This is a genomic window from Nitrosomonas sp. (genome assembly GCF_022842015.1).
Taxonomy (GTDB): domain Bacteria; phylum Pseudomonadota; class Gammaproteobacteria; order Burkholderiales; family Nitrosomonadaceae; genus Nitrosomonas.
In genome coordinates, this window is sequence record NZ_JALHQJ010000081.1 from 1 (window position 1) to 14,041 (window position 14,041).

A 14,041-nucleotide genomic window follows, 5' to 3' on the forward strand; every position below is an offset into this window, starting at 1 on the left:
GATAAAAACAATACCGAAGTGACGGCCTTGCATGAGACTTTTTGATATATGAATCTAGCGGCAATTTTTGGTGAAGCATTGCGCGCCTTACGTCAGAACCGTCTGCGTACAGGATTGACCATGTTGGGCATGATCATTGGCGTTGCCGCCGTCGTGCTAATGCTGTCGATTGGCCAGGGTGCGCGCACCAAAATCAATGAAACCATCGCCGCGATGGGCAGCAATTTGTTGCTTGTAGTGCCTGGCGCCATGTCTTCCGGCGGTTTTAGTTTTGGCAGCGGCAGTGTCAGAACTTTGACCATCAATGATGCCAATGCCATTGCGGAACTCACATCGATCCGGGCAACCGCGCCAGTGACGAGTGGAACGGTGCAACTCAACTACGCCGCCAAGAATTGGAGCACTCTCATTACCGGCACCACACCGGAGTATTTTGATGTCGGTAATTGGACCATGGAATCTGGGGCAGCCTTTACCGAATCCGAGGTACGATCGGCTGCGCGGGTTGTAGTATTGGGATCGATCACGGCGCAAAATCTCTTCGGCGATGAAGAGCCCGTGGGCAAAACCCTACGCATCACCAACCGCCCATTTCTGGTTGTCGGGGTGTTAATGGCCAAAGGTCAAAGTCTCACTGGCCGGGATCAGGACGATAATGTTTTCGTGCCAATCTCCACCAGTGAACGGCAAATCACCGGCAATCAGTTTCCCGGTTCTATCCGCTATATGTTGGTACAAGGCGCATCAGCGGACGAAATGGATATCGCCGAAATTGAAATTACGCAATTATTGCGTCAGCGCCACCGCATCCCAAACGGCAAGGACAATGACTTCACCGTCCGCAATCTAACCGCCATCGCCGACGTTGCAACCGATGCCGCCAAGGTGATGTCCATTGTACTCGGCGCAATCGCTTCGGTTTCTCTATTGGTCGGTGGAATCGGCATCATGAACATCATGCTGGTATCCGTAACGGAGCGTACCCGTGAAATCGGCATTCGCATGGCGATTGGCGCCAATCAACGCGCAATTCTTACGCAATTTTTATTGGAAGCGATGATGATTTGCATCATGGGCGGCTTAATTGGCCTGTTGATAGGTATCGGCGGCGCCTGGCTGGTCAGTCAGGTGGCCGATATGTTGATTGTGATTACTCTGGGAATGATTGGCCTGGCGTTTTTATTCTCTTCCGCAGTTGGCATTTTCTTTGGCTTTTACCCCGCTCAAAAAGCGGCTTCGCTTAAGCCCGTCGATGCGCTTCGATACGAATAAATTACTGACATAACGATTCCCATCGGCGCGACAAGAATTTTCATGCTCATGATTCCATTGATTTTAATTTAATATACCTTCATTTAACTTGATTTATTAACCGTTTTACAAAGGGTAAACGCTTGCAATGTGCTATAGTCATGGTGTGACAAATTCACAAGTGTAGTAATTATCAATTTATTAAAGAGAACGTTAATTAAATGAAACTTTTAAAAATTCTTGTAGCAACATTTTTTGCATTGACATTAGTAGCTTGCGGCAAACCTACGGCTCCAGAAAGCGCTAAAGAAGAAGGTTACGGAACGACTCATGAAGGCAAACCGGCTGAAGGCCGCAATGAGCTTCCTGCTGATTAAGCAGTCACGCTAAAAAGCATTATTGGCATTGTATATCGTTCAATGTCATATAACTGACTTAAGAAGACCTGTAGGATCAATTTATTGTTCCTACAGACTTTACAATAAAAACATCAATAAACAATTCTCGCCATTTCTCGTCCTCTTTGCTCATTGACTGTAGCCAGCACCAGCAAACCGACGATAAAAAATCCCAGGGTACTCAGCAGCGCAATGCGCTGATCTCCCGCAAATAGATAGACCATTCCGCCATACGTCAGCGGACCGATAATCGCTGATAGTTTCGTGGCCAAGCCCCACAGCCCGAAAAATTCCCCTTGCCGTCCAATTGGTGTGAATTGACCCACTAAGGCCCGTCCTGCTGATTGCGCACCACCGAGTGCGGTACCAATCAAATTGGCCGCGACCCAGAATAACCATTCATCGGTGGCCCAATAGGCGCAGACAATCGCCGCAATCCAGATCAGCAATGTGATGGCAATGCAACGGCTTGAGCCGATGCGGTCTTGCAGATGACCAAAAAGGAAAGCGCCGATGGCAGCCGTGACATTAACCACCATAATCAATACGATGGTGTCTTGCGTCTTGAACCCCATCACTTCCTGCGCGTACACCGCCGCTAACACGATAACGATGTAGATGCCGGCATAGTAGACCGTCAATGACAGCAAAAAACGGAACAAATCGATATGTAAACGAGCTTGGCGCAGCGTATCGCCTAGACGGCTGAATCCTGCACGGATCAGATGTTTGCTGTCAAAAGACTCGGATACATCCACTCGCTCGCGCAGCCAAAGCAAAGTTGGCAATGCCGCAACGCCAAATAATGCTGCGACGATTAAATTGGTGACCGGAACATATTGCGCAGCTTCCAGCCCTTGTTGTTCGGCATACGTCACATAGATCAAACACAGCGCCAGTGTCAGCAAGCCGCCGAAATAACCCAGCGCCCAGCCATAGCCGGAGAGCCGTCCCATGGTTTCCGGCGTACTGATTTCCGGTAAAAATGCCGCAATCAGATTCTCCCCGCTGGCAAACATGAAAGTCGCCAGAATCACCAGTATCACGGCCAAGGCGATATCACCCGGACCCACAAAATACAGCAGCGCAGTAAACAACACACAACCGACCGTCGTTACCGTCAGGAAGCGTTTTTTTGCGCCGGAACAATCCGCAATCGCCCCTACGACCGGCGCACTTAGCAATACCAGCACATTGGCAGCCGCCATGGTCATTGACCACAGCAGTGTCGCGTTTCCACTGCCGTGCTCAGCAGCGATCACGCCGACAAAGTAGGCATTGAAAATAGCCGTCAGAATAACCGTGGTATAACCGGAATTGGCAAAATCGTACATGCACCACGCAAAAAGCTCACGCCGCGTGGCTGGATCTAAATTATTCGGATTCAGGGCCATAATAAAAGAGAATCAGTGGAAAAATGCAACTGCCTTATTGTCCTGTCATGGTTTCCGGCACCACCCAGGCGTCGAACTGTTCCGCCGTCACATAACCGGTAGCAATCGCAGCAGCTTTCAAGGTGGTACCTTCACGATGTGCTTTTTTAGCAATCTCAGCAGCCTTGTCGTAACCGATATGCGGATTCAGCGCAGTCACCAGCATCAACGAGTTGTGCATCAAGGTATCGATGCGTTCTCGATTGGCTTCGATGCCGGTTGCACAATGATCGTTGAAACTGACCATGGCATCCGCCAGTAACCGCACACTTTGCAGAAAATCATGAATGATCAGCGGTTTCATTACATTCAACTCGAAATTTCCCAACGCGCCGCCCATGTTGACTGCGACATCATTGCCCATCACCTGGCAACACACCATCGTCATCGCTTCCGATTGCGTCGGATTGACTTTTCCCGGCATGATGGAACTGCCCGGCTCATTTTCAGGAATGCGCAATTCACCAATGCCACAGCGTGGTCCGGAAGCCAGCCAGCGAATGTCGTTGGCGATTTTCATCATGGAAGCGGCGAGCGTCTTCAATGCGCCATGCGCATGCACCAACGCATCGTTGCTCGCCAAAGCCTCGAATTTGTTCGGTGCGGTGACAAACGGCAAGCCGGTCAAACGCGATAATTCCGTCGCCACGCGCACCGCAAACTCCGGATGCGCATTCAAGCCGGTGCCGACCGCCGTACCGCCCAGTGCCAGCTCGCACACATGTGGCATAGCCGCTTGGACATGGCGCAGCCCATGATCCAGTTGCGCCACGTAGCCGGAAAATTCCTGCCCCAGCATCAACGGCGTGGCATCTTGCAAATGTGTGCGGCCGATTTTGACAATGCCGCCGAATGCTTCGGACTTGGCCGCCAATGTGTCGCGCAATTGCTGAATGGCGGGAATCAGGCGCTGCTGCATTTCCTGCACCGCGGCGACGTGCATCGCGGTCGGGAACACATCGTTCGACGATTGGCCTTTATTGACATCATCATTCGGATGCACGATCCGTTTGTCGCCGCGCCCACCGCCGAGAATTTCCGAAGCGCGGTTCGCCAGCACCTCGTTGACGTTCATGTTGGTTTGCGTGCCGGAACCGGTCTGCCACACCACCAGCGGAAACTGATCGTCGAAATGACCGCCGGTCACTTCATCGGCAGCCTCAATGATCGCCGCGGCGTTGGCGGCGCTCAGCAACCCCAGATCGTGATTGACCTTGGCGGCGGCACGCTTGACCCTGGCCAGCGCATGAATCAGCGCAATCGGCATGCGCTCGCCGGAAATCTTGAAATTTTGCAATGAGCGCTGCGTTTGCGCACCCCACAATGCTGCGGTGGGCACTTCGACCACGCCCATAGTGTCGTGTTCTTCACGGGTTTGCATGGGTAGCTACCTCATCACATTGGATAAATTGGGTTATTGGTGTACTTTGAATTCGGTTTGTCATTTTAATCATTACAATATATAACATCAAAGTTCAAGCACCTTGCATGGTTTCATGTGCAAGATCGCCTGCAACGAAAGATTTGTCCTGACGCGACACCTCTCGAACCTGCCCTTCATGCCAGACAAAAAAGCTCTCGATGGAAGAATAAACGTGGCGTTTAGAATTCCACGCAACACGTTTGTTCATTAATGCGATGTGACCTGGCTTACACTGCACCACGGGTTTCAATGAGGATTCAAAGACACCATAAAACCCGACATGCCTACCAAATGGAAAAAACACTTCCGTCTCTTTGACTCCGAATCCAATTTGCCCAGACTGACCACTTTTCCTTGCGAGTGTAACTGGATGGTCAGAGCAAATAAATTCTGGGCCGGCTGAAGGTGCAACCAGAACTGACCAGGTTCGTTGACCAAGAAGTGGCAGCAGTTCGTCAAATGCATGAAGCTCAACTCTCAAGTTTTCTTGCGGGTGAAACTCGATTGAGTAGTTGTCGTTCTTAACGAACTCCTGAGCATCTCCAAACGAGACACTGCCACTAATGTCTTCCCCTGCAACACGAGCCTTCTCGACGTGACAATCCCATATCTCCTTGTTCGATACTAGAAGATCGGCAATCCGTCTTAGCATCTGTTCACGCGACCGATTAAACGATCCACGAAACTTCGGGTTTCTTACGGCGATAAGCCCCAAGAGATTCAAAATAAGATTACAGTCGCTATCCGTTGGAAATGTCTCACTATTGATGACCCTACGAATGGCATCAATTGCCTCACCTTCAAAGGGTGCAAGGGCGTTCTCTATTGCATCAGGCACGTAACCTTCGACATCGACGCGATTGAAATCTCTCTCCACACCAACGTTAAGCGGAGAAGTGCGAAATGAAGAACCTTTCTGTATATCCAACACGAAGAACTGACCGCCTTTGAGACCTGTGTCAGTAAAGGCGGCGAGATACGACTGTGGCAAGTAGTGATGCCGCCTAGAGATGGGTTTCACTGCCATGTAAGGCCTATGTAATATTTACAACAAAATACCGCATAACCTGATTGTGTCAACTGCTGCAACACTCAATCCCAGCTCAGCGCACCGCCGGTTTGATATTCCGTCACCCGCGTCTCAAAGAAATTCTTTTCTTTTTTGAGATCCATCATTTCCGACATCCACGGGAACGGGTTATTGGCATTCGGATACAGCGCGTCCAGACCGATCTGCTGGCAGCGGCGATTGGCGATATAGCGCAGATATTCCTTGAACATCGGCGCGTTCATGCCCAATACACCACGCGGCATGGTATCTTCGGCGTAACGGTACTCCAAAGCCACGGCCTTTTGCATCAATGCGGCTATTTCTTCACGGAATGTCTTGGTCCACAGATGCGGATTCTCCATTTTGATCTGGTTGATAACGTCGATACCAAAATTGCAGTGCATCGATTCATCGCGCAGAATATATTGATATTGCTCGGCTGAACCGGTCATTTTATTTTGCCGCCCGAGCGCCAGAATCTGCGTAAAGCCCACATAAAAGAACAGACCTTCCATGATGCAGGCAAACACGATCAGGCTTCTGAGCAACTGTTGATCCGTCTCCAATGTACCGGTCTTGAAGTGTGGATTGGTCAGCGTATCGATAAACGGAATCAGAAATTCGTCTTTGTCGCGAATCGAGGATACTTCGTGATAAGCGTTGAAGATTTCCCCTTCGTCCAAGCCCAATGACTCAACGATGTATTGATACGCATGAGTGTGGATGGCTTCTTCAAATGCCTGGCGCAGCAAATACTGGCGGCATTCCGGATTGGTGATGTGACGGTACGTACCCAGCACGATATTGTTCGCCGCCAATGAATCCGCCGTGACAAAGAATCCCAGGTTACGTTTGACCAAACGGCGCTCATCTTCGGTCAGGCCGTTGGGATCTCTCCACAACGCGATATCGCGACTCATGCTGATTTCCTGCGGCATCCAATGATTCGCACAAGCGCCGAGGTATTTATCCCAGGCCCATTTGTATTTGAATGGCACCAATTGATTCACGTCCGCATTGCAATTGATGATTTGCTTATCTTCAACCGAAATGCGGCGGTTGGCGCTGCCGGCAATGGCTGGCTCCTCCGCGGCGGCATCACTTGCTGCTTCGACAACGTGGGATTCCTTAAACAATCCTTGTAGCGGCCCATCCAGACCCGGGATTGATCGCGTTTCAGCTTTGGGTGTTTCGTCTTCAAATGTCAGCATAATTGGCTCCTTTTTCCTGATCTTTTTGGATTATTGACATGATTCGCAGCTTTCGTCATCGATCGCGCAATATTTGATTTCAACCGTGGATACTTCCACCGCCGCCTTAGCAACTCCGCCATCGGCAGGGACGGCATTCAATGACCCTGCACGTACGGTCGATTTTTCCGCCGCAGTGGCGCCCATCGAGCGCAAATAATACGTGGTTTTTAGACCGCGCAGCCACGCCAGCTTATAGGTTTCATCCAATTTCTTGCCGGATACGCCCCCCATATAAATGTTCAGCGATTGTGACTGATCGATCCATTTCTGCCGCCGCGCCCCCGCTTCAATCAGCCACAGCGGGTCCATTTCAAATGCAGTCGCGTACAGGGTGCGGATATTTTCCGGAATACGGTCGATCTTGCTGATCGCGCCATCGAAATATTTCAAGTCGGAGATCATGACTTCATCCCATAAGTTGATCTTCTTCAGATCATTCACCAGTGACCGATTGGTAATCGTGAATTCCCCGGACAAATTCGATTTAACGTACAGATTCTGATAAGTCGGCTCTATACTCGCAGAAACGCCCACAATATTGGATATCGTTGCGGTCGGTGCGATCGCCAGGCAGTTTGAATTGCGCATGCCATGCAACTTGATGCGCTGCCGCAATGCATCCCAATCCAGCGTCGTTGAGAGATCCGCTTCGACATAGCCGCCGCGCTCCTGTTGCAACACCGTCAGCGTATCGTGAGGCAGAATGCCGCGATCCCACAGGCTGCCTTGATAACTGCTATAACAGCCGCGTTCTTGCGCCAATTCAGTCGAGGCCCAGTAAGCCTGATAAGCCACGGCTTCCATGGAGCGATCGGCAAATTCCACCGCGGCTTGCGAACCGTATGCAATGCCCAGTTGATGCAGGCAATCCTGGAACCCCATGATGCCTAATCCAACCGGCCGGTGCTTCAGGTTGGCATTGCGCGCTTTCGCCACGGCGTAAAAATTGATGTCGATGACATTATCCAGCATGCGCATGGCCACATGAATGGTGCGTTTCAGCTTGTCCGTGTCCAGCGCACCGTCTTTCAAATGCGCAACCAAATTGACCGAACCCAGATTGCAAACGGCGATCTCCTTATCGTTGGTATTCAGCGTGATTTCCGTGCACAGATTAGAGCTGTGCACTACGCCGACATGGTTCTGCGGTGAACGTATATTGCAAGGATCCTTAAAGGTAATCCACGGATGTCCGGTCTCAAACAACATGCTCAGCATTTTGCGCCACAATTGCAGCGCCGGAATCTTTTTGTACAATTCCAGTTCGCCACGTTCAATCTTAGTTTCGTAGCCCAAATACGCTTGTTCAAATTGCTGGCCGAATTTCTCATGTAAATCAGGAGCATCCGAAGGTGAGAATAATGTCCAATCGCCACCCTCCATGACACGTTTCATAAACAAATCGGGAATCCAGGTGGCGGTATTCATGTCGTGCGTACGACGGCGATCGTCACCGGTATTTTTACGCAGTTCGAGAAATTCCTCAATATCCAGATGCCAGCATTCCAGATAGGCACAAACTGCACCTTTGCGTTTACCGCCTTGATTGACCGCCACCGCGGTATCGGACACCACTTTCAGAAAGGGCACCACGCCCTGCGATTTACCATTGGTGCCTTTGATGCGTGCACCCATGGCACGCACCGATGTCCAGTCATTACCCAATCCACCCGCATACTTGGCCAGTAACGCATTTTCCTTGATGGATTCATAAATGCCATCCAGATCATCCGGCACGGTGGTCAGATAGCAGGATGATAATTGCGAGCGGCAAGTACCGGAATTAAACAATGTCGGTGTCGAGCTCATGAAGTCAAAACTCGACAATACTTGATAGAATTCAATCGCACGCGCTTCCCGGTCGATTTCATTCAACGCCAGCCCCATCGCCACGCGCATAAAAAACGCTTGCGGCAATTCGATGCGTTGTTCTTTGATATGCAGAAAATAGCGGTCGTACAATGTTTGCAATCCCAGGTAATCAAATTGCAGATCGCGATCCGCATCCAGCGCTTCGCTTAAACGAGCCAAATCGAATTGCGCCAGCCGTTGATCCAGCAGATCGGCTTCAATGCCGCGTTTGATGAAGGCTGGGAAATACTCTTTATATTGCGACTTCATCATTTGCTGCGAAACCTCAGCGCCCAGCACTTCATGACGCACATTATTCAACAACAAACGTGCCGTGACATAACTGTAAGCAGGGTCTTTCTCAAACAGCACGCGCGCCGACAGAATCACGGATTTTCTGACTTCTTCGATGGGTACGCCGTCGTACAAATCTTTTAATGTGGCTTTTAGAATCAATGATGGATCTACGTCATCCCCTAATCCTGCACAGGAAGATTCAATCAATGCAGACAATTTAGCCACGTCCAGTGGCACTCTTTGCCCGTTATCCATCACATACAATACTTCAGCCGCTGTTTCTGCGGTTGATTTCTGCTTCAGCTTAGCTCTTTCCCGCGTACGTTCCTCACGGTACAGCACATAAGCGCGCGCCACATCGTGTTCGCCGGAGCGCATTAAAGCCAATTCAACCTGATCCTGGATATCTTCGATATGAAAAGTACCGCTATCGGGCTGCCGGCGCAACAAGGCATTCACCACATCCTGAGTTAGGCTGGCCACCACCTCGCGCACCCTGACCGATGCAGCGCCCTGGCCACCATCGACTGCGATAAAAGCTTTCGTCAAAGCCACCGAGATCTTGCCGGGCTCAAACGTGACCACGGCGCCATTACGGCGAATAACTCTATGTTGAGGAAAACGGGAATTTTGTGTCGGCGTATCGTTAAAACTTGAAGTTCCGGATACAGATTTGAGGTTGGTATGCTCTGTCGCAAGTTGCATTGATGATTCCTCCTGGCTGAATATTCATCAAAGAAAATACAAATTTCCATGTATTCAATGAAATAGTATTATTCTCACAAAACCACTATATATAGTGTTTAAAGATAATTACTACAGCACAAATAGTACACCAAAAATTATTTTATTGCTGCAAATTTTTTTATTATTTGTCAGAATAAAAAATAATTTAAGACCATTTTTATTTAAGATTGAATCCGATCAGGGAGTTGGAGAAAGTTGTTTTATACACAACAAACACGACATACCAATAAGCTGACAATTGACACTAGGGCACTGTTTCGACAAAGCAAGAAATCACCACGCTAACTTGCACAATATCCATCATCAGCGGCAGGCGGTTTTGTTGCTAGCATTGCGCCAGCAATTTATCCAATTGATTAGCAAATGATTTACGGTCATTCTGACTCAAGGAGGGCTGACCACCGGTATCAACACCACTGTTGCGTAAGGCTTCCATGAAGTCACGCATACTTAATCGCGCGCCGATATTTTCCTTGGTATAGAGTTCACCCCGCGGACTCAGCACAAAACCATCTTTTCTGATGACTTCCGCAGCCAGTGGAATATCGCTGGTGATCACGAGATCTCCGCCTTCCAGCCGTTTGACGATTTCGTTATCCGCCACATCAAACCCGGATTCCACCTGTTGCATGCGGATGAACGGCGAGGGGGGTATATACACGGGATGATTGGCAATCAGTATTAAGTGCCGTCGCGTTCTTGCGGCGGCTCTAAATAAAATTTCTTTGATAACAACCGGGCAGGCATCGGCATCAATCCATATTTTCATGCATGATCGCCTGGGACAAATTAATGTTCATCGGAATTCCCTTTGTCACTCTTCAACGCTTGCGGCAATGCAGCCTTTAAATAATAAAACATCGACCACAGCGTTAAAACTGCGGCAATATAGATTAACCACGTGCCAATTTGCTGCGCATCGAAATGTTCGCCGATATTTTCATGGTACAGTAACAATGGGATGGCGATCATTTGTGATGTAGTCTTGATTTTACCCAGAAACGATACCGCGACACTTTTGGATTGACCGATCTGTGCCATCCATTCGCGCAGTGCCGAAACAGTAATTTCCCGCCCGATAATCACTAGCGCGATGGGCGCATCCAATCGGCCCAAATAAACCAGTACAATCAATGCAGCACACACCATTAGTTTGTCAGCCACGGGATCCAGAAATGCGCCAAATGCGGATGTTTGGTTGAGCACGCGCGCCAAGTAGCCGTCCAACCAGTCGGTAATGGCTGCACCAGCAAAAATTAGTGTCGCAATGAGATTCTGGTTAGACGGTGATAGCCAGGAGTGGGGCAAATAAAAAATACCCACAAATAACGGAATCGCCAGAATACGTAACCAGGTTAATAAATTAGGCAGGTTATAAAGCATGAAATGGCACTTAAAAGTAAGTCGTAATGGAGTTAATGTAATTCTCGATAAATCTTTTCCGCCAATTTGCGGCTAATTCCTTCGGTTTGCTGTAATTCTTCAATGCTTGCAGTCAATACGCCTTTTAATCCGCCAAATCGCCCTAACAAGCGTTGTCGGCGCTTAGCCCCGACGCCATCGATATTTTCCAGGCTGGAGCTGGTTCTGGTTTTGCCACGCCGACCACGATGCCCTTGAATCGCAAAACGGTGTGCCTCATCGCGGATTTGTTGGATTAAATGCAATGCTGCGTGTTCACTGGGTAATTGTAACGGCTTTTCGGATAAGGGAGAAATCAATTGTTCCAATCCGGGCTTGCGTTGTTCGCCTTTGGCCACGCCCAATAAACTGGCATCGTTGATGCCCAATTCCTGCAAAGCTTCCTGCGCTGCACTCACCTGTCCTTTACCACCATCGATCAGAATCAGATCCGGCAGTTGGCCTTCACCACTAATCACTTTTTGATAGCGCCGGGATAGCGCTTCCCGCATTGCAGCATAATCATCTCCAGGCGTAATGCCTTCGATGTTATAGCGGCGGTATTCGTTATTGCGCATGGAAAAATTATCGTATACCACGCACGATGCCACAGTAGCCTCGCCCAAGGTATGGCTGATGTCAAAACACTCAATGCGTTGCAGGCCAGGCATCTGCAATTCCTGCTGCAAGGCCAGCAAGCGCTTTTCCTGACTGGCTTGACGGCTCATCATTTGTTTCAAAGCCAAGAGGGCATTTTCAGTTGCCATATCAAGCCAGGCGCGTTTCTCACCGATCGGATTGAGTTGCAGGGTAATTTTATGGCCGCACTGTTCAGTTAATAACGCCTGCAACGCTTCACGCTCGATTTTTTCGCCCAGAATAATCAATGGGGGCACACTGCGATTCAGATAGTGCTGCGCCAGAAATGCCTCAACCACGTTCGCTGCGCTGTAATCGTTCGCATTTTGCGGGAAAAAGCTTTTATCCCCTAAATGACGCCCTCCTCGAATCATCGCCAGGTTGACGCAGACTTTCCCCGATCCATCCGGCGATACCCTGCAGGCCACCACATCGGCATCCAGCGCCTTTCCGCTATCGACAAACTGTTTCTCGCGAATCCGGCGCAACGCCTGGACCTGATCACGCAATACCGCCGCTTGTTCAAAGTCCAATTGTTCGGAAGCACGTTGCATCTTGATGTTGATCACTTCCATCACTTCAGTTTGCTTGCCTTGCAAAAACAGCTCGGCATTTTTGGCGTCGGTTTGATATTCTTGTTGACTGACCAAACTGACGCACGGACCACTGCAACGCTTGATCTGATACAGCAAGCACGGGCGCGTGCGATTACTGAAAACGCTATCTTCGCAAGTGCGTAAACGAAAAATTTTTTGCAGCAACTGAATACTTTCGCGCACCATACCCGCGTTTGGATAGGGTCCAAAATACTGATGCGCTTTATCCAATGCACCGCGATAAAACCCTAAGCGCGGGAACTCATGTCCACTCAAGATCACGTAGGGATAGGATTTATCATCGCGAAACAGAATGTTATAGCGCGGCTTCAGGCTTTTGATCAGGTTGTTTTCCAGCAGCAATGCCTCAGCTTCCGAACGCGTCACGGTAGTTTCGATTCCGGTCACTTGCGAAACCATCAACTGTGTTCTAGGTGCCAGATTGCTTTTCTGAAAATAGGAAGCGACACGCTTTCTTAGACTAACTGCCTTGCCGACGTAAATCACCTCGCCCGCGGCGTTGATCATACGATAAACACCCGGCTGTAACGGTAGGTTGCCACAAAATTCCTTGGCGTCAAAACCGCTGTTCGACAAACTGTTTAGTCCTCACCGCCCAATAGTTTTCCTGCCACAGCCCAATTTTCGTCAGGAAGTTCATCAAAACTGATGTAAGTGTAGGATTTCGGTTTATTTGCGACACGTTCCAGTGTATCGGTTAATTCGGTGGCAATCTGCTGCTTTTGCTCGCGGGTTAGTGTGCCAGCAACACGGATATTGACATAGGGCATAAATTCTCCTGGTAGTTGATTGAGTTACTTTTTGATATCAGCAACGATTTGCGCAAACACTTGCGCAAACATTTCTGCGGTCAAGCGTTTGGTCTGTGTATTGTAGCGGCTGCAATGATAGCTGTCATAAAGTCGCAAACCATTACTCGATGATGACGGCACTGCGTGTACCGCACCGTGCGCAAACGGATAGTTTTTTGCTTTTAACTGCAAGCTCATCAAAACAGCTTGATGCGCCACCGTACCCAGCACCAGCACAGCAGTACCGCCACCTTGTACAAACTGATTAATTTCAATCGACAGATATTGATTACACTGCCTGATTTCCATTGGGATCGGCTTGTTTTCCGGTGGCAGGCACTTCACCGCATTGGTAATACGGCAATCCACCAATTGCAATCCATCATCCGCTGAAATCGAATCATTTCGCGTGGCAAAACCAAATTTATGCAAGGTCTGATACAATAAAATGCCCGCAAAATCTCCGGTAAACGGCCGTCCAGTACGATTTGCACCGTGCATACCGGGTGCCAAGCCTACAATTAGAAGCTTCGGCGCAACCTCGCCAAAAGCAATCACCGGACGTGCATGGTAGTCCGGATACTGATCCTTTACGGTTTGCAAGAAACTGGACAAACGTGGGCATTGCTGGCAGTTCAGAATAGCCTGATCAAAGGCATGCAGTGAGACATCAGTCATGATGGAAGAACACTCAAAAAGCAAAAAGGATATTGTATGCGCACCGGCTTAATCGAGGATTAAATTTTTGCTGATTCATTTCATTTTATCACTGACGAGAAATTGACGTTTCCAGCCTAAGAAGGTATAGTGTCGCCTTTTCCGGGGTGTAGCGTAGCCTGGTAGCGCGCCTGGTTTGGGACCAGGATGTCGGGAGTTCAAATCTCTCCAC

Annotated in this window: 12 protein-coding genes; 2 read left to right on the forward strand and 10 right to left on the reverse strand. The window is 49.3% G+C overall.

Features of this window, described 5'->3' with window-relative positions; all coding sequences use genetic code 11:
* Positions 1-48 precede the first annotated feature (48 nt).
* The gene (locus Q0C11_RS12835) at positions 49-1,272 is read left to right on the forward strand and encodes an ABC transporter permease (RefSeq protein ID WP_293008591.1); all 1,224 of its coding nucleotides are present in this window, start codon (positions 49-51) and stop codon (positions 1,270-1,272) included.
* Positions 1,273-1,472: 200 nt separating this feature from the next.
* The gene (locus Q0C11_RS12840; RefSeq protein ID WP_293008593.1) at positions 1,473-1,628 is read left to right on the forward strand and encodes a hypothetical protein; all 156 of its coding nucleotides are present in this window, start codon (positions 1,473-1,475) and stop codon (positions 1,626-1,628) included.
* 113 nt (positions 1,629-1,741) lie between these two features.
* Here the strand turns inward: Q0C11_RS12840 and Q0C11_RS12845 are convergent, their stop codons facing one another.
* From Q0C11_RS12845 to Q0C11_RS12890, 10 genes are all read right to left on the reverse strand, one after another.
* On the reverse strand, positions 1,742-3,043 hold the full coding sequence (locus Q0C11_RS12845; protein ID WP_293008595.1) for an MFS transporter: 1,302 nt from the start codon (positions 3,041-3,043) through the stop codon (positions 1,742-1,744).
* 34 nt (positions 3,044-3,077) lie between these two features.
* Positions 3,078-4,463, reverse strand: a complete 1,386-nt coding sequence (fumC, locus tag Q0C11_RS12850; protein ID WP_293008597.1) for a class II fumarate hydratase — start codon at positions 4,461-4,463, stop codon at positions 3,078-3,080.
* Positions 4,464-4,557: 94 nt separating this feature from the next.
* Positions 4,558-5,532 carry a DUF4238 domain-containing protein gene (locus tag Q0C11_RS12855; RefSeq protein ID WP_293008599.1) on the reverse strand — a complete coding sequence of 325 codons (975 nt, stop codon included), beginning with the start codon at positions 5,530-5,532 and terminating at the stop codon, positions 4,558-4,560.
* 65 nt (positions 5,533-5,597) lie between these two features.
* A complete protein-coding gene (locus Q0C11_RS12860; protein WP_293008601.1) occupies positions 5,598-6,767 on the reverse strand; it encodes a ribonucleotide-diphosphate reductase subunit beta in 1,170 nt (389 codons plus the stop codon).
* A 30-nt stretch (positions 6,768-6,797) separates the two neighbouring features.
* Positions 6,798-9,662, reverse strand: coding sequence for a ribonucleoside-diphosphate reductase subunit alpha (locus Q0C11_RS12865; RefSeq protein WP_293008603.1), 2,865 nt, complete (start codon positions 9,660-9,662; stop codon positions 6,798-6,800).
* A gap of 367 nt (positions 9,663-10,029) precedes the next feature.
* Positions 10,030-10,473 carry a YaiI/YqxD family protein gene (locus tag Q0C11_RS12870; protein ID WP_293008605.1) on the reverse strand — a complete coding sequence of 148 codons (444 nt, stop codon included), beginning with the start codon at positions 10,471-10,473 and terminating at the stop codon, positions 10,030-10,032.
* Positions 10,474-10,493: 20 nt separating this feature from the next.
* Complete coding sequence (gene pgsA / locus Q0C11_RS12875) at positions 10,494-11,087, reverse strand: CDP-diacylglycerol--glycerol-3-phosphate 3-phosphatidyltransferase (RefSeq protein WP_293008607.1); 594 nt, start codon at positions 11,085-11,087, stop codon at positions 10,494-10,496.
* 32 nt (positions 11,088-11,119) lie between these two features.
* A complete protein-coding gene (uvrC, locus tag Q0C11_RS12880; RefSeq protein WP_293008609.1) occupies positions 11,120-12,937 on the reverse strand; it encodes an excinuclease ABC subunit UvrC in 1,818 nt (605 codons plus the stop codon).
* Between the two features lie 5 nt (positions 12,938-12,942).
* On the reverse strand, positions 12,943-13,131 hold the full coding sequence (locus Q0C11_RS12885; protein ID WP_013648300.1) for a 4-oxalocrotonate tautomerase family protein: 189 nt from the start codon (positions 13,129-13,131) through the stop codon (positions 12,943-12,945).
* Between the two features lie 24 nt (positions 13,132-13,155).
* Positions 13,156-13,830, reverse strand: a complete 675-nt coding sequence (locus Q0C11_RS12890) for a uracil-DNA glycosylase (protein ID WP_293008611.1) — start codon at positions 13,828-13,830, stop codon at positions 13,156-13,158.
* Positions 13,831-14,041 lie beyond the last annotated feature (211 nt).

What these genes read in the sequence shown, in the direction of transcription:
- Q0C11_RS12835 (WP_293008591.1), top strand. Translation starts at nt 49, where the DNA reads ATGAATCTAGCGGCAATTTTTGGTGAAGCATTGCGCGCCTTACGTCAG.
- Q0C11_RS12840 (WP_293008593.1), top strand. Translation starts at nt 1,473, where the DNA reads ATGAAACTTTTAAAAATTCTTGTAGCAACATTTTTTGCATTGACATTA.
- Q0C11_RS12845 (WP_293008595.1), bottom strand. Translation starts at nt 3,043, where the DNA reads ATGGCCCTGAATCCGAATAATTTAGATCCAGCCACGCGGCGTGAGCTT.
- fumC (WP_293008597.1), bottom strand. Translation starts at nt 4,463, where the DNA reads ATGCAAACCCGTGAAGAACACGACACTATGGGCGTGGTCGAAGTGCCC.
- Q0C11_RS12855 (WP_293008599.1), bottom strand. Translation starts at nt 5,532, where the DNA reads ATGGCAGTGAAACCCATCTCTAGGCGGCATCACTACTTGCCACAGTCG.
- Q0C11_RS12860 (WP_293008601.1), bottom strand. Translation starts at nt 6,767, where the DNA reads ATGCTGACATTTGAAGACGAAACACCCAAAGCTGAAACGCGATCAATC.
- Q0C11_RS12865 (WP_293008603.1), bottom strand. Translation starts at nt 9,662, where the DNA reads ATGCAACTTGCGACAGAGCATACCAACCTCAAATCTGTATCCGGAACT.
- Q0C11_RS12870 (WP_293008605.1), bottom strand. Translation starts at nt 10,473, where the DNA reads ATGAAAATATGGATTGATGCCGATGCCTGCCCGGTTGTTATCAAAGAA.
- pgsA (WP_293008607.1), bottom strand. Translation starts at nt 11,087, where the DNA reads ATGCTTTATAACCTGCCTAATTTATTAACCTGGTTACGTATTCTGGCG.
- Q0C11_RS12885 (WP_013648300.1), bottom strand. Translation starts at nt 13,131, where the DNA reads ATGCCCTATGTCAATATCCGTGTTGCTGGCACACTAACCCGCGAGCAA.
- Q0C11_RS12890 (WP_293008611.1), bottom strand. Translation starts at nt 13,830, where the DNA reads ATGACTGATGTCTCACTGCATGCCTTTGATCAGGCTATTCTGAACTGC.